21 protein-coding genes and 3 tRNA genes are annotated in these 20806 nt (G+C 67.1%); 10 read left to right on the forward strand and 14 right to left on the reverse strand.

The window, feature by feature from the left end; all coding sequences use genetic code 11:
• The first annotated feature begins 58 nt into the window (after window positions 1–58).
• Window positions 59–355 carry a YfhL family 4Fe-4S dicluster ferredoxin gene (locus tag AC1DSC_RS23115; protein ID WP_028256292.1) on the forward strand — a complete coding sequence of 99 codons (297 nt, stop codon included), beginning with the start codon at window positions 59–61 and terminating at the stop codon, window positions 353–355.
• On the opposite strand, the gene AC1DSC_RS23120 is transcribed toward AC1DSC_RS23115, so the two are convergent.
• From AC1DSC_RS23120 to AC1DSC_RS23155, 8 genes are all read right to left on the reverse strand, one after another.
• Window positions 341–805 (reverse strand): hypothetical protein, encoded by a 465-nt coding sequence (locus AC1DSC_RS23120; RefSeq protein WP_436287911.1) that lies wholly within the window; start codon window positions 803–805, stop codon window positions 341–343. The two genes, AC1DSC_RS23115 and AC1DSC_RS23120, sit on opposite strands and share 15 nt — an antisense overlap.
• An 84-nt stretch (window positions 806–889) precedes the next feature.
• Window positions 890–1522, reverse strand: coding sequence for an aminoacyl-tRNA hydrolase (gene pth, locus AC1DSC_RS23125; protein WP_015867117.1), 633 nt, complete (start codon window positions 1520–1522; stop codon window positions 890–892).
• Window positions 1523–1595: 73 nt separating this feature from the next.
• Window positions 1596–2270, reverse strand: a complete 675-nt coding sequence (locus tag AC1DSC_RS23130; protein WP_015867116.1) for a 50S ribosomal protein L25/general stress protein Ctc — start codon at window positions 2268–2270, stop codon at window positions 1596–1598.
• Window positions 2271–2366: 96 nt separating this feature from the next.
• The gene (locus tag AC1DSC_RS23135) at window positions 2367–3338 is read right to left on the reverse strand and encodes a ribose-phosphate pyrophosphokinase (protein WP_015867115.1); all 972 of its coding nucleotides are present in this window, start codon (window positions 3336–3338) and stop codon (window positions 2367–2369) included.
• Between the two features lie 139 nt (window positions 3339–3477).
• A tRNA-Gln gene (locus AC1DSC_RS23140) sits at window positions 3478–3554 on the reverse strand.
• Window positions 3555–3620: 66 nt separating this feature from the next.
• Window positions 3621–4511, reverse strand: a complete 891-nt coding sequence (gene ispE, locus AC1DSC_RS23145) for a 4-(cytidine 5'-diphospho)-2-C-methyl-D-erythritol kinase (RefSeq protein ID WP_015867114.1) — start codon at window positions 4509–4511, stop codon at window positions 3621–3623.
• Window positions 4508–5032 carry a lipoprotein insertase outer membrane protein LolB gene (locus AC1DSC_RS23150; RefSeq protein ID WP_015867113.1) on the reverse strand — a complete coding sequence of 175 codons (525 nt, stop codon included), beginning with the start codon at window positions 5030–5032 and terminating at the stop codon, window positions 4508–4510. The genes ispE and AC1DSC_RS23150 overlap by 4 nt, the downstream gene beginning before the upstream one ends.
• Window positions 5029–6879, reverse strand: a complete 1851-nt coding sequence (locus AC1DSC_RS23155; RefSeq protein WP_015867112.1) for a tetratricopeptide repeat protein — start codon at window positions 6877–6879, stop codon at window positions 5029–5031. The genes AC1DSC_RS23150 and AC1DSC_RS23155 overlap by 4 nt, the downstream gene beginning before the upstream one ends.
• A 71-nt stretch (window positions 6880–6950) precedes the next feature.
• On the opposite strand from AC1DSC_RS23155, the gene mutM reads away from it, so the two are divergent.
• The 3 genes from mutM (at window position 6951) to mutY (ending at window position 10886) form a co-directional block, all read left to right on the forward strand.
• Complete coding sequence (mutM, locus tag AC1DSC_RS23160; protein ID WP_015867111.1) at window positions 6951–7763, forward strand: bifunctional DNA-formamidopyrimidine glycosylase/DNA-(apurinic or apyrimidinic site) lyase; 813 nt, start codon at window positions 6951–6953, stop codon at window positions 7761–7763.
• Window positions 7764–7852: 89 nt separating this feature from the next.
• On the forward strand, window positions 7853–9817 hold the full coding sequence (locus AC1DSC_RS23165; protein ID WP_028256296.1) for a dynamin family protein: 1965 nt from the start codon (window positions 7853–7855) through the stop codon (window positions 9815–9817).
• 7 nt (window positions 9818–9824) lie between these two features.
• Window positions 9825–10886: an A/G-specific adenine glycosylase gene (mutY, locus tag AC1DSC_RS23170; protein WP_028256297.1), complete on the forward strand. Its 1062-nt coding sequence runs from the start codon at window positions 9825–9827 to the stop codon at window positions 10884–10886.
• A 15-nt stretch (window positions 10887–10901) separates the two neighbouring features.
• On the opposite strand, the gene rapZ is transcribed toward mutY, so the two are convergent.
• The 3 genes from rapZ to AC1DSC_RS23185 are packed head-to-tail and all read right to left on the reverse strand — an operon-like array spanning window position 10902 to window position 14372.
• Window positions 10902–11780, reverse strand: coding sequence for an RNase adapter RapZ (gene rapZ, locus AC1DSC_RS23175; protein WP_015867108.1), 879 nt, complete (start codon window positions 11778–11780; stop codon window positions 10902–10904).
• The gene (gene recN, locus AC1DSC_RS23180; RefSeq protein WP_028256298.1) at window positions 11780–13459 is read right to left on the reverse strand and encodes a DNA repair protein RecN; all 1680 of its coding nucleotides are present in this window, start codon (window positions 13457–13459) and stop codon (window positions 11780–11782) included. Before recN ends, rapZ begins: the two co-directional genes overlap by 1 nt.
• A gap of 1 nt (window position 13460) precedes the next feature.
• Window positions 13461–14372, reverse strand: a complete 912-nt coding sequence (locus AC1DSC_RS23185; protein ID WP_028256299.1) for an NAD kinase — start codon at window positions 14370–14372, stop codon at window positions 13461–13463.
• A gap of 28 nt (window positions 14373–14400) precedes the next feature.
• Between AC1DSC_RS23185 and hrcA the strand changes: the two genes are divergently transcribed.
• From hrcA to AC1DSC_RS23200, 3 genes are all read left to right on the forward strand, one after another.
• Window positions 14401–15411 (forward strand): heat-inducible transcriptional repressor HrcA, encoded by a 1011-nt coding sequence (hrcA, locus tag AC1DSC_RS23190; RefSeq protein WP_015867105.1) that lies wholly within the window; start codon window positions 14401–14403, stop codon window positions 15409–15411.
• A gap of 32 nt (window positions 15412–15443) precedes the next feature.
• A tRNA-Ile gene (locus AC1DSC_RS23195) sits at window positions 15444–15520 on the forward strand.
• Window positions 15521–15584: 64 nt separating this feature from the next.
• Window positions 15585–15661, forward strand: a tRNA-Arg gene (locus AC1DSC_RS23200).
• A gap of 29 nt (window positions 15662–15690) precedes the next feature.
• Here AC1DSC_RS23200 and AC1DSC_RS23205 read toward each other — a convergent pair.
• A complete protein-coding gene (locus AC1DSC_RS23205; RefSeq protein WP_478131931.1) occupies window positions 15691–16032 on the reverse strand; it encodes a hypothetical protein in 342 nt (113 codons plus the stop codon).
• Here AC1DSC_RS23205 and cysC point away from each other — a divergent pair.
• Genes cysC through greB form a run of 3 tightly spaced genes read left to right on the forward strand, consistent with a single transcriptional unit; the run spans window position 15962 to window position 18216 of the window.
• Window positions 15962–16546 (forward strand): adenylyl-sulfate kinase, encoded by a 585-nt coding sequence (gene cysC / locus AC1DSC_RS23210; RefSeq protein WP_436288300.1) that lies wholly within the window; start codon window positions 15962–15964, stop codon window positions 16544–16546. The two genes, AC1DSC_RS23205 and cysC, sit on opposite strands and share 71 nt — an antisense overlap.
• Entirely contained in the window at window positions 16543–17604 is a 1062-nt protein-coding gene (locus tag AC1DSC_RS23215) for a hypothetical protein (RefSeq protein WP_369663532.1), read from the forward strand. Before cysC ends, AC1DSC_RS23215 begins: the two co-directional genes overlap by 4 nt.
• Before the next feature lie 39 nt (window positions 17605–17643).
• Window positions 17644–18216, forward strand: coding sequence for a transcription elongation factor GreB (gene greB, locus AC1DSC_RS23220; protein ID WP_319427543.1), 573 nt, complete (start codon window positions 17644–17646; stop codon window positions 18214–18216).
• 16 nt (window positions 18217–18232) lie between these two features.
• Here the strand turns inward: greB and AC1DSC_RS23225 are convergent, their stop codons facing one another.
• Window positions 18233–20491, reverse strand: coding sequence for a RelA/SpoT family protein (locus tag AC1DSC_RS23225; protein ID WP_018907216.1), 2259 nt, complete (start codon window positions 20489–20491; stop codon window positions 18233–18235).
• Between the two features lie 101 nt (window positions 20492–20592).
• Window positions 20593–20796, reverse strand: a complete 204-nt coding sequence (gene rpoZ / locus AC1DSC_RS23230) for a DNA-directed RNA polymerase subunit omega (RefSeq protein WP_015867100.1) — start codon at window positions 20794–20796, stop codon at window positions 20593–20595.
• Window positions 20797–20806: the final 10 nt, after the last annotated feature.

The following is a 20806-nucleotide window of genomic DNA, read 5'->3' on the forward strand; positions in this document are numbered from 1 at the left end:
GGGGCGCAGCATAACCCGACTCGTGCAACAACCGTGCCTTGTTCGCGATAATCGGGGCATGGCTCTCATGATCACCGACGAATGCATCAACTGCGATGTCTGCGAGCCCGAGTGCCCGAACGATGCGATCTACATGGGCGCGGAGTTCTACGAGATCGACCCGCACAAGTGCACCGAATGCGTCGGCCACTTCGACGAGCCGCAGTGCGTGCAGGTGTGCCCGGTGGCGTGCATCCCGATCAACCCGGCTCACGTGGAAAGCCGCGAGACGCTCTGGCAGAAGTTCGAGCGGCTCGCCGCGGCCAAGGCAAAGGCCGCGGCTGCCGAGCCGCCTGCGCCCTCAGCCGGCGCTTGAACCGTTGCGCTTTTTCCTGCGGCTTCCGCCTTGCGCTGCGGCGGGCCCGTCGTCGGCCGCACCGCTGAAGCGCGGGCTCGACTTGCGGGGTTCGGCGCCGAGTTTTTGGGCGCGTGCCCGCGCGAGCTGTTCGGAAGCCGCGAGCCGGCGTTCGGCCATGGCGGCCTGCCGGGCGTCGTGCGCCGAGCGGCGGCTGCGCTCGTAGGCTTCCCTTTCCTGCGACAGGCGGATGCGCTCGAGCTGGTCGGCGCGCTGCTCGGCGCGGCGCGTGGCGGCCTCTGCGGCGCGGCGGTCCGCCTCGGTGCGCGCGTCGTCCAGCGCGAGCTGCTTGCCGCCTTCGCAGGGGCGGTCGGTGTAGGTGTTGCCGCAGCGGTAGGTCGCGGACTTTCCCTGTGCCGCGGCGGGCATCCAGAAAGTGCCGCAGGCCGCCAGAAGCAAGGCGGCACCCATTGCTTTCCTGGTCCTGGTTCTATTTTTCATTTCTTTTTCTCTCCCTTTTCTCTTCTTTCCCGCGCTCTCTCTTTGGCCGGCTGACTAGGCGGTGGCGGGCGTGCCTCCGTCGCCGGGCTCCCGCCGCGGCGGTTTGGGCCGGGGCGGTTTGCTCGTGTGGATGATCAAGGTGGCCTTTTCCATTTCGCCCGCCACCAGCGCGGGCGCCGCGTGCAGCGTGCGCACGATGGCGTCCTCGATGGCTTCGCGCTGCTCCTTGAGCGGCTTCTTGAGCACCCAGTTGATGACCTCCGACTTCACGCCGGGGTGTCCGATGCCCAGGCGCAGGCGCCAGTAGTCGCCGGTGCCCAGTTGCGCATGGATGTCGCGCAGGCCGTTGTGGCCCGCGTGGCTGCCGCCGAACTTGAGCTTGGCCTGGCCGGGCACCACGTCGAGCTCGTCGTGCACCACGAGGATTTCCTCGGGCGCGATCTTGAAGAAGCGCGCGAGCGCGCCCACCGACTTGCCCGACAGGTTCATGAAGGTCTGCGGCTCCAGCAGCCAGACGCTCTGCCCGCCGATGTTCGTGCGTGCCGCAAGGCCGTGGTAGCTGCGCTCGGGCACGAGGTTGAGCTTCCAGTCGCGCGCCAGGGCGTCGATCCACCAGAAGCCGGCGTTGTGCCGGGTGGCTTCGTATTCAGGCCCCGGATTCCCGAGGCCGACAAACAGCTTGATCATGAGGGAATTATCTCGCCGCCCAAAAAGCAGAAGGCCCGCACGCGGCGGGCCTTCTGCAGGGAAGCGAGGGAAATTACTTCTTCGCGGCGGGCTTTGCCGTCTTGGCGGCAGGCTTGCCACCGGCTGCTGCTGCTGCTGCGCCTTCGGCAGGTGCTGCGCCTTCGGCGGCGGGTGCCGGCTCTTCGGAGACCAGCGGCGGCACGGCCGACACGATGACCGGGTTCAGCTTGCCGTGGCTCACGAACTTCACGCCCTTGGGCAGCTTGATGTCGTTGACGTGCAGCGTGGCGTTCTTCTTGAGGCCCGAGAGGTCCACTTCGATGAACTCGGGGAGGTCGGCCGGCAGGCAGCTGACTTCGAGTTCGGTCATGACGTGCGTCACGAGGTTGTGGTCGAGCTTGACGGCGTCGGACTCTTCTTCACCCTTGTAGTGAAGCGGCACCTTCATGTGCATGCGGGTCTTGGCGTCCACGCGCTGGAAGTCGATGTGCTGCACCAGCTGGCGGAACGGGTGGTACTGCACGTCGCGCAGCAGCACCTTGCTGGTGGCGCCGCCGAGTTCCATTTCGAGGATCGACGAGTGGAAGGCTTCCTTCTTGAGGGCGTGCCACAGCGCATTGTGATCGAGCTCGATCAGCTGGGGCTTGCCTTCACCACCGTAGACGATACCGGGCGTCTTGCCCGAGATGCGGAGACGGCGGCTCGCACCCGTGCCCTGCTTGGCGCGCTCAAAAGCGACGAATTTCATAACAACTCCTGTGAGAGTCCACCGCGACCAGTGCGACTCCGGTTCAACAAGGGCGCCATTCCAGAAAAGGAAGGTGGCGCCCGCTTTTTGCCCAGATCAGAACAGGTTGTCCTGGTCCGAGAACAAACTCATCACCGACTCGCCCTTGGCAATGCGCTGGATCGTTTCGGCGATCAGCGGTGCCACGGAGAGCTGTCGGACCTTTCCGCACGCCAGGGCGCCGTCGGAAAGGGGAATGGTGTTGGTCACGACCACTTCGTCGAGCGCGGAGTGGGTGATGCGCTCGATGGCCGGGCCCGAGAAGATCGGGTGCGTGCAATAGGCGTAGACGCTTTTCGCACCGCGCTCCTTGAGCACTTCGGCCGCCTTCACCAGCGTGCCGGCGGTGTCGATCATGTCGTCCATGATCACGCAGTTGCGGCCGTCGATTTCGCCGATCACGTTCATGACCTCGCTCACGTTGGCCTTGGGGCGGCGCTTGTCGATGATGGCGAGGTCGCAGTTCAGCTGCTTGGCCAGTGCGCGGGCGCGCACCACGCCGCCGACGTCGGGCGAGACCACGATCAGGTCTTCGTAGTTCTTCTGGCGCAGGTCGCCCAGCAGCACCGGCGACGCATAGATGTTGTCGACCGGAATGTCGAAGAAGCCCTGGATCTGGTCGGCGTGCAGGTCCATCGTGAGCACGCGCTCGACGCCCACGGTTTCGAGCAGGTTGGCCACCACCTTGGCCGAGATCGGCACGCGGCTCGAACGCGGGCGGCGGTCCTGGCGGGCATAGCCGTAGTAGGGAATCACCGCGCTGATCCGCTCGGCCGAGGCGCGCTTGAGCGCGTCGACCATGATCAGCAGTTCCATCAGGTTCTCGTTGGTCGGTGCGCAGGTCGACTGCACCACGAACACATCGCGCGCCCGGACGTTCTGGTTGATCTCGACGGTGACTTCGCCGTCGGAGAAGCGTCCAACGCGCGCGGCACCCAGCGAGGTCCCGAGGTTCTGCGCGATTTCTGCGGCAAGGCCAGGATTGGCATTGCCGGTGAAAACCATGAAATCAGGGTGATTAGCCTGCATGAGCGCGTCCCGGCAGTGCGAATTGGCTTTTAGGAAGCCGCCAAAGAGTTCGAGTCGTGGCAGCCCGAGGGCTGTCGATTATTGCAGCGGGCATGCTGCAAAAGAAGCACTGCGGCCGGTGGGCCGCAGTTTGAAAATTTGGCAGGGGAGAAAGGATTCGAACCTTTGCATGCTGGAATCAAAATCCAGTGCCTTAACCAGCTTGGCGACTCCCCTACACGGGTCGATGGCTTTCGCCACAAACCGATATGTCGCATCGGACCCATGACGATCCGATTATCTTCAGGTCGCCCATCCCCAAAGTGGATGAACGGCCAGGTTGCTGCATTGGCGAACCTGCCAGCCCGGTGGGGCTTTTGCCAGTTCCGCTTCCTGCGGCCCTTGCGGCATTTTCGCGAAAACCGAACTTCCGGAGCCGGTCATCCGGGCTTTCAATCCTTGGGCGCCGAGCCATTCGATGGCGTCGGTGACCGCGGGGCAAAGCCGCTGGGCAACCGGCTGCAGGTCGTTGTGGCCGAAGTCGAAAACCTTGAAAGCGCTGCTTTCGGGGTTTGGGGCTTCAAGCTGTTCGCTATCTGCAGCAAAGCCCGAGATTATAGCAACAGGAGTGGCGCGTTGAAGGTCGGGCGCAGAAAAAATTAGCTTGGTGTCGAGTCCCTGGGGTGGCTTGGCCACCACGAACCGTGCGGAAGGGATGTCCACGGGCCTGATTTTCTCGCCGATTCCCTCGACCCAGGCATTGCGCCCGCCCAGGAAGAACGGCACGTCGGCGCCGAGTTGCACGCCGATCTCGGCCAGGCGCGAGAGCGGCAGGTCCAGCCCCCACAGGCGGTTCAGCGCCAGGAGGCAGGTGGCGGCGTCCGAGGAGCCGCCGCCCATGCCGGCCTGCGCCGGCACCTGCTTGGCGATGCCGATGTGGGCGCCCTGGCCGGGCGCCGCATGCGCCTGCAGCGCCCGCGCCGCGCGCAGCACGAGGTCGTCGGGCGGCAGTTCGGTCGTGAGGTCTTCGCGGCTGAGCTGGCCGTCGCTGCGCAGTTCGACGTGCAGCGTGTCGCACCAGTCGATCAGCATGAAGACCGACTGCAGCAGGTGGTAGCCGTCTTCGCGCCGGCCGGTGATGTGCAGGAAGAGGTTGAGCTTGGCCGGTGCGGGAAGGTCGTAGATCGCCTTCATGACCGCTCGAACACGATGCGCAGGTCCGCCGTGGGGCCGGGAGACTCGCGGGTGGCCTGCAGTCGGCCGTTCGCGACCTGCGCGAGGTCGGGCCGCCAGCCGGGTACGGGCTCGTTGCGGCCCGCGAGCCAGCCGAACAGCGCGCCGACCGGTATGGCCGCGCCGGTGGCGGCCTCGATCAAGGCATCGACAGATTCGAAGCGCCGCACCTCGCTGCCGTTCTTGAGCAGGGCCTGGCCGGGCGACCAGTGCAGTTGGGCCAGGGTGCTGCCGATCGGGCTGGTGAGCGAGAGCTCGCCCGCTTCGGGAGAACCGCGCAATTCGAACAATGCCGAGAAGGTCTGCACCGGCTGGCTGTCGATGCGCAGCGACATGCGGCCGCTCCAGCTGTCCGCGCTTCGGGGCGCGGAGGGGCCGCCCGCCAGCTGGGCGCAGCCGGCCATCGAGAGCAGCGCGGCCCCGCCCGCGAGCAGGAGGGCGCGGCGGCCGCCATCGGCCAGCCGGGGGGCGGGCACGCTCACGGCTTGACCCGCAGGCGCTTGAGCGTTTCCTGCAGGGTCTCGTTCTCGGCGTCGCTCAGCAGGGCTTCCTTCCAGATCGTGACCGCGCGGTCCTTCTGGCCGGTGGCCCAGAGCACCTCGCCGAAATGCGCGCCGATCTCCGGATCGGGCCGGGTCTTGTAGGCCGTCTCGAGGATGCGGATGGCCTCGGTCGTGTTGCCCAGCCGGAATTCCACCCAGCCCAGGCTGTCCGCGATGAAGGGGTCTTCCGGCGCCAGCTGCACGGCCTTCTGGATCAGCGTGCGGGCCTCGTCGAGGCGGATCTTGCGATCGGCAAAGGAGTAGCCGAGCGCGTTGTAGGCGTTCTGGTTCTCGGGCTTGAGCTCGATCAGCCTGCGCAGCAGCCGCTCCATCTCGTCGAGGCGGTTGAGCTTTTCGGCCACCATGGCCTGGTCGTAGACCAGGTCGCTGTCGTTCGGGGCGGCGGCAGAAGCCTGCGCCAGCATGTCGTAGGCCGCCTGGTACTGCTTGGCATCGCGCAGCAGCTGCACTTCGGCGAGGAATTTCTGCTTCTTGTCCTCGGGCGCACGCTCGGGCAGGCCGCGCACGAGTTCGCGCGCCTGCGGCAGCTTGCCCTGGCGCGCCAGCAGGCCCGCGCGGCGCGTCTGCGCGACCACGAGCTCGTCGGTGCCGTCGACGCGTGCGAGCCAGCGCTCCGCGGCCGTGAAGTCCTTGCGGCGCTCCGCCAGCTGCGAGAGCACGAGGTAGGCCTGGGTGGTGCCGCGCTGGCGGTCGTCCGGGTCCTTCTGGTTGGCCGCCAAGTCGATGTAGCGCTTGAGCGAGGTTTCGGCTGCCGCGTCCTGCCGGGCCTGCGCCTGCAGGCTGCCGAGCAGCAGCCAGGGCTCGGCCAGTTCGGGCCGGGCCGCGGTGAGCGCCTGCAGCTGCGCGGTGGAATCCGCATAGCGGCGGTTCTCGACCAGCACGCGCGCGTAGGCGATGCGCAGGTCGGGCGGCGCCTTCGGGTTGTTGGCCAGGTAGCGCGTGACGATCGGCTCCGCGAGCGGCTGGCCGGGGTCGATCATCTCGAGCGCAAGTGCGGCCGGAGCATCGGAGGCGGGGTCCATCTGCTGGCCCTTGAACGCGGCGTCCAGTGCGCCCGAGGTGTCGCCGGCATTCAGGCGCATGCGGCCGATGGTGGCCCAGGCCAGCGCACCGGTGGCCGGGCTCTTGAGTTCGTCGGCCAGCGCCTGCTCGACCACCGAGGCGGCCTGCTTCTTGTCTGAGGCGCGCGAGTAGTTGCGCGCGATCACCGCCATCAGCAGCGGCTTCTCGATCTGCGGCGTGGCCGCGATCTCGGCCCGCAGCGGCTCCACCGTTTCGCCGATGCGGTTGAGCGCGATCAGTATCTGCAGCTCGATGCGCCGTGCATCACGCGAGTTGGGCAGCGTTTCCTGCCATGCGCGCGAGGCTGCGAGCGCCGCGTCGCCGGAGCGCGACTGCAGCGCGATCTCGACCGCGCGCTGGAACAGCTTGCCATCGCGCAGCCGCCGGGCTGCATCGAGCACCAGCGCGTAGCCCGACCCGGGATCGCCGGAGCGCGCGGTCATCTCGCCCATCAGGATTTCGTAGAACAGCTCGGCCGTCAGTGCGGAGCGCTGGGCCTCGGGGTCGCCGGCCGGCTTCGCGGCGGCTGCGGCAGCGGCCGGCGCCGGCTTGGTGCCGGGGCGGGAGGGTGCCGGCCGTTCGATGATGGGTGCCGGGCTCCTGGGCGCGGCGGGATCGGAGCTTTGCGCATGCGCGGCGCAAGCCAGCAACACGACGAAGGACGCGGCCGCCGCAAGGCGGTGTCGGCGGAGCGATGGAATCATCGAACCATAATAATCCAAGCTTTTGAGCGAGCACCGCGTGGGGCTTCGTCGCAGCCCGGAGTTTTTATTTCATGCCTGAGCTTCCCGAAGTCGAAGTGACGCGGCGCGGTTTTGCCGAGCGCATTGCCGGTGCACGCATCGATGCGGTCCGCATCGGCAAACCCTTGCGCTGGGCACTCATGGTGATGCCCGAGGCGCTGGTCGGGCGCCGCGTGCTGCAGGTGCGCCGGCGCGGAAAGTACCTGCTGATCGACCTGGACCGCGGCCTCCTGCTGCTGCACCTGGGCATGTCGGGCAGCCTGCGCTTCGATGCGGCGCTGCCTGCGCCGGGCGTTCACGACCACTTCGATCTGGTGACCGAACTCGGCACGCTGCGGCTGAACGATCCGCGCCGCTTCGGCGCCGTGGTCTACGTGGAGGACGAGGCGGCGCCCTGGGCCATCAAGCTGCTCGGCGGCCTCGGCATGGAGCCGCTGGGCGATGCTTTCGACCTGGACGCGTTCCACGCCGGCCTTCGCAAGCGCAAGGCGGCGGTGAAGCAGGTGCTGCTCGCGGGTGATGTGGTGGTGGGCGTTGGAAACATCTATGCGTCGGAGGCCTTGTTCCTGGCCGGCATCCGGCCCACGCTTTCGGCTGCGCGCATCAGCCGGCCGAGGGCAGCCCGGCTCCATGCGGCCGTGCGCGAAATCCTGGCCAGGGCGGTCGAGAAGGGCGGCAGCACGCTGCGCGACTTTTCCAACGTGGAGGGGCAGAGCGGCTATTTCCAGCTCGAAGCCACGGTCTACGGCCGGGCCGGCGAGCCCTGTCGGGTCTGCGCAACGCCGATCCGGCTGCTGCGCCAAGGGCAGCGTTCCACTTACTATTGCCCGAATTGTCAAAAATAGTGTCTTAGCCGCCGGGTTGGCATATCCTGCAATCGCCTGCTTCCCAGTTTGCAATGCTATATTTGTAAGTTCTTTCTTACATATTCCCCTTGAGCCGCTCTTTCAATCAACAACTCGATCAGCACGGTGCCTGGCGGAGCAATTTCGCGCACCGCCTGCAGTGGCTGTCCCGCTGGCTGACCGAGAACGAGCTGCTCGACCAGGCGGTGGCCGAGCGCCTGCGCGGCCTCGAGCTGCAGATCCGCACCAGCAAGGTCATGGTGGCCTTCGTGGCGGAGTTCTCGCGCGGCAAGTCGGAGCTCATCAACGCGATCTTCTTCGCGGCCTACGGTCGGCGCATCATGCCGGCCAGCGCCGGGCGCACCACGATGTGCCCGACCGAGCTGGGCTACGACGCCGCGCTGTCGCCGAAGCTGCGGCTGCTGCCGATCGAGACCCGCCTGGAACCCCATTCGCTCACGCACTGGCGCGAAAAGGCCGGGCGCTGGACCGAAATTGCGATCGACGTGGCCGATGCCGACCAGCTGGCGCAGGCCATGAGCAAGGTGGCCGAAGTGCGCTGGGTCAGCAAGGACGAGGCGCACGCGCTGGGCTTCTGGAACGAGGAGACGCCCGACGACAACCCCGTGCAGGACGCCGAAGGCCGGGTCGAGATTCCGCGCTGGCGCCATGCCATCCTGAACATGCCGCATCCGCTGCTGGAGCAGGGGCTGGTGATCCTCGATACCCCGGGCCTGAACGCCATCGGCGCCGAGCCCGAGCTCACGGTGAGCCTGATCCCGCAGGCGCATGCCGTGGTCTTCATCCTGGGCGCAGAAACGGGCGTGACGCGTTCAGATCTGTCGATCTGGCGCGAGCACCTGGTCACCGAAAGCGAAGGCAGCGACACGCGCTTCGTGGTGCTCAACAAGATCGACACCATGTGGGACTCGCTGAGCACGCCCGCGCAGATCGAGCTCCAGATCGAACGCCAGCGCGAGGTTGCGGCCAAGTTCCTCGAGGTGCCGCTGGTGCAGGTGCTGCCGGTGTCGGCGCAGAAGGGCCTGCAGGCAAAGATCCAGCGCGATGCGCGGCTGCTCGACGCCAGCCGGCTGCCGGCTTTCGAGGCGCTGCTCGCCGAAGGCGTGCTCGGCAAGCGCGAAACCATGCTGCGGCTCGCGGTGGACGCCGGCATGGTCGCGTTGCGCACCGAGGCCGAGCGCATCCTGAAAGTGCGCCAGCGCGACCTGTCGGAGCAGGCGCTCGAGCTGCAGGGATTGCGCGGCAAGAACGTGTCGGTCATTCGGCACATGCGCGCGCGCATCGACCAGGAACAGACCGAGTTCGAGGGCAGCAACACGCGCATCCTCGCGCTGCGTTCGGTGCAGGGCAAGCTGCTGCGCGAGGTGTATGCCGTGCTCGGCCGCACCGCGCTCAAGGAAGACATGGTGCGGCTTTCGGCCGCGCTCAAGCGCCCGGGCGTCAAGTTCAACGTGCGCAAGGTGTACGGCGAGACCTTCGACTCGCTGCGCAACAACCTGCGTGAAGTGCAGGCCACGACGGCCGAGATCCAGTCGATGCTGCACGCCACCTTCCGCCAGCTCAACGCGGAGCAGGGCTTCACGCTTCAGGCGCCCGCCGAGCCCGACCTGACGAGCTTCGAGCAGGAGCTCAGCCAGATCGAGCGCAGCCACATCCACTACCTGGGCGTGGGCAACCTGCTGAAGCTCGCGCAGGCGGACTTCTGCGACAAGCTGGTGCGCGCGCTCGCAAGCCGCCTGCGGCTGGTCAACGAAGCGGCCATGACCGAGGTCGAACGCTGGAGCAAGGGTGCCAGCGCCCAGATCGATGCGCAGCTCAAGGAGCGGCGCCGCAATTTCAGCAAGCGCATCGAGGCGATCGAGCGCATCCAGAATGCGGCAGGCAACCTCGACGAACGCCTGCTCGAGCTGGCCCAGCAGGAAAGCAGCCTGGCCGAGCTGCATCTTCGGCTCCATGAATTCACCTCGGCCATCGCGCAACAGGGAAGGCCGGCAGCCGCTGCCGCCGTCGGCGAGCTGCGTGCGGCGGCCTGATCGTCCGGTGCCGACTGCGGCCGTGCAGCCGCAGGCGCCGGCCGATTTTGCCGAGCGCGTCGTGGCCTGGCAGCGCAGCCACGGGCGCAGCGCGCTGCCGTGGCAGAACACGCGGGATCCGTACCGCGTGTGGCTGTCGGAAGTCATGCTCCAACAGACCCAGGTCTCGACCGTGCTCGGGTACTTCGCGCGCTTTCTCGAACGCTTTCCGACCGTGCGGGCGCTGGCCGACGGCACCGAGGACGAGGTCTTCGGGCTCTGGAGCGGCCTGGGCTACTACAGCCGCGCCCGCAACATGCACCGCTGCGCGCAGGAGGTGGTGGCGCGCTTCGGCGGCGAGTTTCCGCGCACGGCCGCCGAGCTCGAGACCCTGCCCGGCATCGGCCGCTCCACCTCGGCGGCGATCGCGGCCTTCTGCTTCGGAGAGCGGGTCGCGATTCTCGACGGCAACGTCAAGCGCGTGCTGACGCGCGTGCTCGGATTTGGCGGCGACATGTCTTCGTCGGCGCAGGAACGCGCACTGTGGGACCAGGCCACCCAGCTGCTGCCGCCGGCCGAGCAGAAGGAAGCGATCGCGAGCTACACGCAAGGCGTGATGGACCTGGGCGCCACGGTCTGCCTGCCGCGCAAGCCGAGCTGCATGATCTGTCCGCTGAACAAGACATGCGTGGGGCTGCGCGAGGGCCAGCCCGAGCGCTATCCGATCAAGACGCGCAAGCTCAAGCGCAGCGCCCAGTCGCTCTGGGCGCTGCTCGCGCGCGATGCGCAAGGCCGCGTCTGGCTCGAGAAGCGGCCGGCCAAGGGCATCTGGGCCGGGCTCTACTGCCTGCCCGTGTTCGATAGCCGAGAAGAGTTGCTGGCCGCGCTGCCGCCGGCGGCGCTGGCGGGCGTGCAGGACCTGCCGCCTTTCGTGCATGTGCTGACCCACAAGGACCTGCACCTGCACCCGGTGCTGCTGCAGGGCAGCCAGCCGCAAGGCGATGCGGCGCGCTGGGTGGATGCGCAGGAGTGGGGTCGGCTGGGATTGCCGGCGCCGATGCGCAAGCTGCTCGAGAGCAGCGCGGGTTAGCCGGACGGAGCGAACTCAGCCTGCGTCGAGCTCGCGGTGCCGCTTGAGCGCGACCCAGCGCGTTCCGAACGCGCGCGCGAGCTGCTCGACCAGGAACACCGAGCGGTGCTGGCCGCCCGTGCAGCCGATGGCCACGGTCACGTAGCTGCGATGGTCCCGCGCCAGCGCGTCGAGCCAGCGCGAGAGGAACTGCTCGATGTCGTCGTACATGCGCGCAACGTCGTCGTGCTCGCGCAGCCATTCGACCACCGGCGCATCGCGGCCCGTGAGCGGCCGCAGCGCGGGCACGTAGTGCGGATTGGGCAGCATGCGCACATCGAACACGTAGTCGGCATCCAGCGGCACGCCGCGCTTGAAGGCGAAGGACTCGAACACCAGCGTCAATGCGCTGCTCTGCGGCGCCGAGATCAGCGCCTTGATGTAGCTCTGCAGCTGGGCCGGCCGAATGAGGCTGGTGTCGATCACGTCGGCGCCGTCGCGCAGGTCGGCCAGCAGCTCGCGCTCGAGCTCGATGGCCTGCACCAGCACGCGCTCCTGTTCGGGCACGTCGTTGCGGCCCTCCTGGCGCGACAGCGGATGGCGCCGGCGGGTTTCCGAATAGCGCCGCAGCAGTGCGTCGGTGGTCGCGTCGAGGAAAAGCGAGCGCAGCGAAACGCCGTCCTGCCGCAGGGCTTCGAGCTGCTGCGGAACGATTGGCAGCGACACGCCGCTGCGCACGTCCATCGCAATGGCCACGCGCGTGGCCTGCTGCTCGTGCTGCAGCGCGATGAAGGCCGTCAGCAGTTCGGGCGGCAGGTTGTCGACGCAGTAGTAGCCGGCGTCTTCCAGCGCATGCAGCGCCACCGACTTGCCCGAACCCGACATGCCGGTGATGAGCACCAGGTCGAGGTCCATCACAGCGCCGCCGAAGTCTTGTGGCCCAGCATTTCGCGGGCGTGCGCCAGCGAAGTCTGCGAAAGCTTCTCGCCGCCGAGCATGCGGGCGATTTCGCGGGCGCGGGTGTCGTCGTCGAGCCGCGAGACGCCGCTTTCGGTGCGCGGGCCGTCCTGGCCGGCTGCCGCCGTCTGGCGCTTGGCCACCACCAGGTGGTGGTCGGCGCAGGCCGCGACCTGCGGCAGGTGGGTGACCGCCAGCACCTGGCGATCGCGCCCGAGCTGCTTCATGAGCCGGCCCACGGTCTCGGCCACGGCCCCGCCGACGCCGGCATCGACCTCGTCGAAGATCAGCGTCTGCGCGGCGCCGAGCTGGCTGGTGGTGACCGCAATGGCCAGTGCGATGCGCGAGAGCTCGCCGCCCGAAGCCACCTTGCCGATGGGGCGCGGCGTGCTTCCGGGATGGCCGCTCACGAGAAAGGCGACGTCTTCGAGACCCGCGCGGCCCGGCTGCGCCAGCGGCAGCAGCTCGACCTCGAAGCGCCCGCCCTGCATGCCGAGCCCCTGCATCGCCTGCGTGACCGCCTCGGCCAGCCGCGGGGCGGCCAGCTTACGCGCCTTGGCGAGCGCCTTGGCTTCCTTCATGTAGGCCTGCTGCGCGCCTTGTTCGGCGCGCTCCAGGCCTGCGAGATCGCTCTGCGCATCGAGCGCCTGCAGCTCGGCCTGCCAGCCGGCCAAGAGCGCCGGCAGGTCGTCCGGCGTGCGCTTGTAGCGGCGCGCGAGCGACATCCACAGCCCCATGCGCTCGTCGAGTTCGGCCAGCCGCTGCGGATCGGCCTCGGCGTCGCGCAGGTAGCCGTGCAGCGTGTGGGCGGCATCGGAAGCCTGGGCGACACTGGAGGCCAGCACTTCGCCGAGGGCGCGGAATTCGGGCTCGATGTGCTCGCAGTTCTGCAGCAGGGTGACGGCGCGCGACAGGGCGGCGAGCGCGCCGCTGTCGTCGTCTTCGAGCGCCTGGCTCGCGCCCTGCGCCGCATCGATGAGTGCCTGCGCATTGGAGACTCGCGCGTGCTGGGTCGAAAGCTCTTCCCACTCGCCTTCGGCCGGCGCCAGCTTCATGACTTCGGCGATCTGCCACTGCAGCCGCTCGCGTTCGCGCAGCAGCGAGTCTTGCGCCGAGCGCGCATGGTCGAGCGCGGAAAGCGCTTGGCGCCAGTGCTGCCAGGCCGCGTCCAGCGCATCGGTGCGCACGCCGGCGTAGGCGTCGAGCAGGCCGCGCACGGCCTCGGGGCGCGTGAGGCTCTGCCACGCATGCTGGCCGTGGATGTCGAGCAGGCGGTCGCCGAGTTCGCGCAGCTGGGTGGCGGTGGCCGGGCTGCCGTTGATCCAGCCGCGGCTGCGGCCCTGCAGGTCGACGGTGCGGCGCAGCAGCAGGGCGTCGCCGTTTTCGAAGCCGCCCTCGTCGAGCCAGGCCGCGAGTGCCGGGTCGGCGTCGAATTCGGCGCTGACGTCGAGCCGTTCGGCGCCTTCGCGCACCGCGCCCGCGTCGGCCCGGTTGCCGAGCGCCAGCTGGAGCGCATCGATCAGTATCGACTTGCCCGCGCCGGTCTCGCCGGTCAATACCGTGAAGCCTGCCGACAGGTCGAGTTCGAGTGATCGCACGATCACGAAGTCGCGCAATGCGATGCGTCGCAGCGCCATTTCAGGAGCCCCCTTCGTTCCAGTGAAGTTTCTTGCGCAGCGTGTCGAAATAGCTCCAGCCGCGCGGGTGCAGGAAGCGCACGCGGAAGTCGGAGCGGCGCACCACCACGCGATCGCCGATCGCGAGCGAGGCCAGCGACTGCATGTCGAAATTGGCGCTGGCGTCGCGCCCCGCCACCAGTTCGATCACGATCTCGTCGGCATCGGGCAGCAGCACGGGGCGGTTCGACAGCGTGTGCGGTGCAATGGGCACCAGCACCCAGCCCGGCACCGCCGGATGCAGCAGCGGCCCGCCGGCCGAGAGCGCATAGGCCGTCGAACCCGTGGGCGAAGCGATGATCAGGCCGTCGGCGCGCTGGTTGGCCACGAAATGCCGGCCCACCGAAACGCGCAGCTCGACCATGCCCGAGGTGGCGCCGCGATTGACCACCACGTCGTTCATTGCCAGCGCATCGAAGACCGAGGCGCCGTCGCGCATGACCTGCGCATGCATGAGGCTGCGGTGGTCTTCCTCGTATTCGCCGGCCAGCATGGGAATCAGCGTGGCCTGGTAGTTGTCCAGCGGAATGTCGGTGATGAAACCGAGCCGGCCGCGGTTGATGCCGATCAGCGGAATCCCGTAGCAGGCGAGTTGCCGGCCGATGCCCAGCATGGTTCCGTCGCCACCCACCACCAGGCCCAGATCGCAGCGCTGGCCGATTTCCTCGACGCGGAGCGGCTGGTAACGGCCGCCGACGCTGGCGTCCGCATCGGCCTCCTCGGCCGCCGATTTTTCGACGAACACCTCGCACCCTTGCGATTCCAGGAAGGCGCCGATATCTTCCATCACGCCGTCGCGGGCATCGGCCTGCGCCCGGGCGCCTGAAGCCTGGTATTTGCCGATCAGCGCGACGTGACGAAAGCGGGAAGTCATCTACAAATTACAACACTAAAATCTTGCAATGCTGGACGACCGTGCCAAGTTGCTCCTCAAGACGCTGGTCGAGCGTTATATCGCCGAAGGCCAACCGGTCGGGTCGCGGACTTTGTCGCGCGCCCCGGGCCTTGACCTGTCTCCCGCGACCATCCGAAACGTCATGTCCGACCTCGAGGGTTTGGGGCTGATCACCAGCCCACACACCTCGGCCGGACGCATTCCCACCGCGCGCGGCTACCGGCTGTTCGTCGACACCATGCTCACCGCCCAGCGCGAGCACATGAACGCGCCGAGCCACCTGCCCCCTGACCAGCCGCAGAAGGTGATTGCCAACGCGGCCAACCTGCTGTCCAACCTGTCGCAGTTCGTCGGCGTGGTCATGACGCCGCGGCGCGCCTCGGTCTTCAAGCAGATCGAGTTCCTGCGGCTCTCGGACCGGCGGCTGCTGGTGATCATCGTCTCGCCCGACGGCGACGTGCAGAACCGCGTGATCTTTCCGGAAGCCGATTACACGCAGTCGCAGCTGGTGGAAGCATCGAACTACATCAATGCCCACTACGCGGGCCTGACCATCGAGCAGGTGCGCGACCGCCTGCAGTCCGAGGTCGAAAAACTGCGCGGCGAAATTGCCGCGCTGATGCAGGCGGCGGTCAAGGTCAGCTCCGAGGTGCTCACCGAGGCGCAGGAAGACGACGTGGTGATCTCCGGCGAGCGCAACCTGCTTTCCGTCACCGATTTTTCGAGCGACATGGGGCAGCTGCGCCGTGCCTTCGAGCTGTTCGAGCAGAAGGCGCAGCTGATGCGGCTGCTCGACGTGTCGAGCAAGGCAGAGGGCGTGCGCATCTTCATCGGCGGCGAAAGCCAGGTGGTGCCGATCGAGGAGCTTTCCATCGTCAGCGCCAACTATGAAGTCGACGGGCAGGTGGTGGGCACGCTGGGCGTGATCGGCCCCACCCGCATGCCGTACGAGCGAATGATCCAGATCGTGGACATCACCTCGCGGCTGGTCAGCAATGCGTTGAGCCACCGCAAGTGAGCGACGCCGCGAATAGAATCGTGGCCTCTCGTGGGCCGTTAGCTCAGTTGGTTAGAGCAGCGGACTCATAATCCGTTGGTCGATGGTTCAAGCCCATCACGGCCTACCAATTGCATTCATTTCTGAGCTTGGTCCGCCAGGGGCCAAAAATGGATGCTATAATCGATAGCTGTGCGGCTGTAGCTCAGTTGGATAGAGTACTTGGCTACGAACCAAGGGGTCGTGGGTTCAATTCCTGCCAGCCGCACCACTCTTTGAAGGGTTAGGACATTACGTGTCCTAACCCTTTTTCTTTTGCGCGGCTCTCTGCGGAATATTTTTCCGTTCAACGAGATCACGGGCAATGTTCCCGCTCCGGGCTCCATTCAATGCAATCGATCCTGCGCCGGATCGCCCTCGACCTTCGGGTGCTGTTGAGGCATTCTTGTTGTTCACCGGAGGAGCCGGAAGAAAACGAGCCGCTTGAGAACCTTCGTCTTCCTTCACGCCGGGTGAGCCGCTGCCTTGAGGCGCCGCGCCCGGCCAGACCTGTTTTTCGATGCCAGAACAGTTGCAGAAACCAGACGCCGATCGTCCTGCTTCGACAACAACACTGCGGCCGCCGCCCGTCATTTGGCTCACGGGGCTGTCCGGCGCGGGAAAGTCCACCATCGCCGCCGCCTTGCAGCCCTTGCTGCGCGCCAGGGGCGTGGGTGCCGTGCGGCTGGATGGCGACGAGGTCCGCAAGGGACTGAACCACGGGCTCGGCTTCAGCGCGGAAGACCGCCACGAGAACATCCGCCGCATTGCCCACATCGCTCGGCTGTTGAACGAGCAGGGCATGGTGGCAATCGTTGCCGTCGTTTCACCGCTGCAGGCGCTCCGGGATCTCGCGCGCTCGATCGTCGGCCCTTCGTACCACGAGGTCTTCGTGCACGCGCCCCTGGAAGTCTGCGAGCGGCGCGACCCCAAGGGGATGTATGCGCGAGCGCGGCAGGGCGCGATCGCGCGCTTCACCGGCGTGTCCGACATCTTCGAAGCCCCGGCAAACCCCGCGCTCACAGTCGACACTTCCAGCTGCGATGTCTCGGCTGCGGTGCAGCAGATCATGGCTTCGCTGGAGGGAACGGCGCCAACCCGGACGCTGCATCAATGACGCCCGCAAGAAAAAACCACCTGATGATTGCCGGCACGGGGCGCGCCGGCACGACCTTCCTCGTCCAGTACCTGGCGGCTTGCGGGCTGGACACGCATCTTGCAAGGCATCCGGACGCGAGCACCTACAACGGGGACGCCAACGCGGGCCTCGAGGACCTGCCCTTCGACAACCCCGATCTGCCCTACGTCATCAAGTCGCCCTGGCTGCATGCCTATGCCACGCGCCTGCTCGCGGACCCGTCCATCGCGCTCGATGCGGTGATCTTTCCGATGCGCAGCATCGTGGAAGCCTCCACCAGCCGCGTGGTCAACGAGCTGCGCGCACGGTATGCCATGGAGGGCCTGCCGGACGATTGCCGGCTCTGGGAGTCGTGGGGGACCACGCCGGGCGGCATCGTCTATTCGCTCAACCCGATCGACGAAGCACGCCTTCTTGCGCTGGGCTTTCATGAGTTGATGCACACGCTGGTCAAGCACGACGTGCCGCTGGTGATGCTCGACTTTCCGCGTCTCGTGGAGGACCCGGCGTATCTCTACGACAAGCTGCATCCGGTCCTGGGTGCGAAGCTCGACAGGGAGCGGGCGCTGTCGGCCCATCGGGAGACGGCGGTGCCGTCGAAGGTCCGCGTGGGCAGGGAGCTTGCTGCCCACACCGCGCAGGCGCCGGGCAGCATCGAATTTCCTTCCCAGGCCACCCTGGACCGCGTGGCGATCAAGCGTGAGCTGGACAAGGCCGTGTCCGAGTGCGCGGTGCTCCAGCGGAAACTCGACGAGGCAATGGCTTGCCGCGCTGAGCAGCAGCGCGAACTGGACGAAGCCATTGCCGGCCGCACGGCCTGCCAGCAGCATTTGAGCGAGGCAATCGCCGAACGCGATGCGCGCCAACATGAACTCGCCGAATGCCAGCGCAGCCAGGCCGTTCTCGCGCAGGACCTGGAGCGCGCGAGATTGCGCACCTCGCACCTGGAAGCGCAATGCACGGCACTTCGGGCCTCGAACTCGTGGCGCGTGACGGCGCCGCTGCGCACCCTGTCGCGAATGTTGAAAATACGGTGAAAAGCCCATCCCTTCCTTGAGACCAGAGGTTCTACCAAGTTGAGCAAAGCATTCACCAAGGAAACCGAGAGCGACGGTGACGACGACGGCGGTGAAAGCACCGCGCCCGCACTGCCGAGCGGCAGCAAGAACTACATGACGCCGGCCGGCTATGCCCGCCTGCGCGACGAACTGCTTCAGCTGATGGACGAAGAGCGCCCGAAGGTCGTCGAAGCCGTGCACTGGGCCGCCAAGAACGGCGACCGCTCCGAGAATGGCGACTATCTCTACGGCAAGAAGCGGCTGCGGGAAATCGATCGGCGCATCCGCTTTCTCACCAAGCGGCTCGAAATCGCCGAAGTGACCGATCCGTCGGTCCATCACGGCAGCGACCAGGTGTTCTTCGGCGCAACAGTGCGCTATGTGGACGAAACGGGCGACGAGCGCAGCGTGACGATCCTGGGCATCGACGAGGCGGACAGCGCCCAGTCGCAGGTCAGCTGGATCTCCCCGATTGCCCGCGCGCTGCTCAAGTCGCGCGAAGGCGACGTGGTGAAGCTCGTGACGCCGGGCGGCGCCCATGAGGTCGAGCTGCTGTCGGTCAGCTATCCGGCGCCGGGCACGGCGCGCTAGCCTTCCTGCCCGCCGGTCAGGGCGCGGGAACCGTCCTTGCGGCGGTCAGCACAGAGGCCGTGCGCCGCGCGGCACGCAGCACGCTGTCCAGGTGGGTGCGGTCGCGCACCGCAATCACGAAGCGCAGGTCGGTCGAATCCTGCGGCGTCTCGTCGGCCATTTCGACGTGCGTGATGTCGGCTTCGGCGTCGGCCAGGGTCGCGGCCACGCGCGCGAGCACGCCCTTGTCGTTGCGCACCGTGATGACCACGCCGGTTTCGAAGGTGCGGGTCGGCTCGTCCGCCCATTCGACCGCGAAGAAACGCTCGCTGTCCTTGTGGCGCAGGCGCTGGCCCACGCCGCAGGACTCGGTGTGCACGACCAGCCCTTCGCCATGGCCGAGATAGCCCACGATCTCGTCGCCCGGAATCGGCCGGCAGCACAGCGCAAAGCGGACCGACGAGTTCTCGCTGCCATCCAGCGTGACGGCGCCCTGGGAAATGGTCTCGTGCGAGATGAAGCGCTCGCGGCTCAGCAGCAGCGCATCGGGCCGCTCGCCGAGTTCGGACAGCATGGCCACCAGCCGCTTTGCCACGATGCTGGCAATCCGCTTGCCCAGGCCAATGTCGGTCAGCAGCTCGGCGCGCGTGCGGTTGCCGGTGAAGCGCAGCAGCTTTTCCCACAGCGCCTGGTGCTCGGCGTCCTCGGCCGGCAGCTTGCTGAGGCCTTCGGCGCGCAGTGCCTGGGCCAGCAGCTTCTCGCCCAGGCCTTCGGACTCGGCATGGGCCAGGGTCTTCAGGTAGTGGCGGATCTTGGAGCGCGCCCGGCCGGTTCGCACGAAGCCGAGCCACGCGGGATTGGGCGTGGACACGGGCGCGGTGATGACCTCGACCACGTCCCCGTTCTTGAGCTCCGTGCGCAGCGGCACCTGGTCGCCGTTGATGCGTGCCGCGGAGGTGTGGTCGCCGATGTTGCTGTGGATGGCGTAGGCAAAGTCGACCACCGTGGCGCCGCGCGGCAGCGCGAGGATCTGGCTCTTCGGCGTGAAGACGTAGACCGCATCCGGGAACAGGTCGACCTTGACGTGGTCCCAGAACTCGGCGGCGTCGCGGGTTTCGTCCTGGATGTCGAGCAGCGACTGCAGCCACTTGGTGCCGAGCCGGTCGTTGCTGGCCGCGTTCGGCTCGGCCGCCTTGTAGAGCCAGTGCGCCGCCACGCCCGATTCGGCCACCACGTGCATGGCCTCGGTGCGCAGCTGGAACTCCACGTTCACGCCGGCCGGACCCACCAGCGTGGTGTGCAGCGACTGGTAGCCGTTGAGCTTGGCGATCGCGATGTGGTCCTTGAACTTGCCCGGCAGCGGCTTGTACATCTGGTGCAGGATGCCAAGGCCGGTGTAGCAGGCGATCACGTTCGGCACGATCAGGCGAAAGCCGTAGATGTCGGTCACCTGGGCGAAGCTCAGGTGCTTTTCCTCCATCTTGCGGTAGATCGAATAGAGCGTTTTCTCGCGTCCCGCGATGCGCAGCGTCATGTTGGCGTTGGCAAAGGCGGTCTCGACCTCGCGCTGCACCTTCTGGATCAGGTCGCGGCGGCGCCCGCGCGCCTTGGCCACGGCCTTGGACAGGGTGGCATAGCGCCACGGTTTCAGATGGCGGAACGACAGTTCCTGCAGTTCGCGGTACGTTTGGTTCAGGCCCAGCCGGTGCGCGATGGGCGCGTAGATTTCGAGCGTTTCGCGTGAGATCCGGGCCCATTTCTCGCGCGGCGCATCGTCGAGCGTGCGCATGTTGTGCGTGCGGTCGGCCAGCTTGACCAGGATCACGCGCACGTCGCGCGCCATGGCCAGCAGCATCTTGCGGAACGACTCGGCCTGGTTTTCCTCGCGGGTGTTGAACTGCAGCTTGTCCAGCTTGGTGAGCCCGTCGACCAGCTCGGCCACCGGCGCGCCGAAGCGCTCGATCAGCTCGGGCTTGGTGACCCCGCAGTCCTCGATGGCATCGTGCAGCAGGGCGGCCATCAGCGCCTGTGCGTCGAGCTTCCATTCGGCGCATTGCGCCGCTACGGCAATGGGGTGGGTGATGTAGGGCTCGCCGCTGTTGCGCAGCTGGCCCAGGTGGGCTTCGTCGGCAAAGCGGTAGGCGCGGCGCACCAGCTCGGTGTCTTCGGGGCTCAGGTAGTCGAGCCTGGCGGTCAGCGCGGCAAAGCTCGCGGCAGCCGCATTCAGCGCCGCCGGGCTCGGCTTGGGCGTGCCCCCCGTGGGGGCATGGGACTGATGTTTGGCAACCGCGCTCATGGCTACCACTTTAGCGTGACCGCTCTATGGACGCGTCCAGACGTAAAAAAAGCACCGCTTTGCGGTGCCTTTTCGTTGCAGGGCTGCGTCAGAAACAACGATCAGCCCGGCACCTTCTTGAGCATTTCCAGGCCGATCTTGCCTTCGGCGATTTCGCGCAGGGCCGTGACGGCGGGCTTGTTCTTGCTCTCGATCTTGGGTGCATGGCCCTGGCTCAGCATGCGCGCACGGTAGGTGGCGGCCAGGACCAGCTGGAAGCGGTTGGGGATCTGAAGCAGGCAATCTTCGACGGTGATGCGGGCCATGATGGAGTCT

The organism is Variovorax sp. 01N425, from assembly GCF_056399465.1.

Excerpts from the sequence above, each read along its gene's own strand:
- AC1DSC_RS23115 (WP_028256292.1), top strand. The coding sequence starts at position 59 with ATGGCTCTCATGATCACCGACGAATGCATCAACTGCGATGTCTGCGAG.
- AC1DSC_RS23120 (WP_436287911.1), bottom strand. The coding sequence starts at position 805 with ATGGGTGCCGCCTTGCTTCTGGCGGCCTGCGGCACTTTCTGGATGCCC.
- pth (WP_015867117.1), bottom strand. The coding sequence starts at position 1,522 with ATGATCAAGCTGTTTGTCGGCCTCGGGAATCCGGGGCCTGAATACGAA.
- AC1DSC_RS23130 (WP_015867116.1), bottom strand. The coding sequence starts at position 2,270 with ATGAAATTCGTCGCTTTTGAGCGCGCCAAGCAGGGCACGGGTGCGAGC.
- AC1DSC_RS23135 (WP_015867115.1), bottom strand. The coding sequence starts at position 3,338 with ATGCAGGCTAATCACCCTGATTTCATGGTTTTCACCGGCAATGCCAAT.
- ispE (WP_015867114.1), bottom strand. The coding sequence starts at position 4,511 with ATGAAGGCGATCTACGACCTTCCCGCACCGGCCAAGCTCAACCTCTTC.
- AC1DSC_RS23155 (WP_015867112.1), bottom strand. The coding sequence starts at position 6,879 with ATGATTCCATCGCTCCGCCGACACCGCCTTGCGGCGGCCGCGTCCTTC.
- mutM (WP_015867111.1), top strand. The coding sequence starts at position 6,951 with ATGCCTGAGCTTCCCGAAGTCGAAGTGACGCGGCGCGGTTTTGCCGAG.
- rapZ (WP_015867108.1), bottom strand. The coding sequence starts at position 11,780 with ATGGACCTCGACCTGGTGCTCATCACCGGCATGTCGGGTTCGGGCAAG.
- recN (WP_028256298.1), bottom strand. The coding sequence starts at position 13,459 with ATGGCGCTGCGACGCATCGCATTGCGCGACTTCGTGATCGTGCGATCA.
- AC1DSC_RS23185 (WP_028256299.1), bottom strand. The coding sequence starts at position 14,372 with ATGACTTCCCGCTTTCGTCACGTCGCGCTGATCGGCAAATACCAGGCT.
- hrcA (WP_015867105.1), top strand. The coding sequence starts at position 14,401 with ATGCTGGACGACCGTGCCAAGTTGCTCCTCAAGACGCTGGTCGAGCGT.
- AC1DSC_RS23215 (WP_369663532.1), top strand. The coding sequence starts at position 16,543 with ATGACGCCCGCAAGAAAAAACCACCTGATGATTGCCGGCACGGGGCGC.
- AC1DSC_RS23225 (WP_018907216.1), bottom strand. The coding sequence starts at position 20,491 with ATGAGCGCGGTTGCCAAACATCAGTCCCATGCCCCCACGGGGGGCACG.
- rpoZ (WP_015867100.1), bottom strand. The coding sequence starts at position 20,796 with ATGGCCCGCATCACCGTCGAAGATTGCCTGCTTCAGATCCCCAACCGC.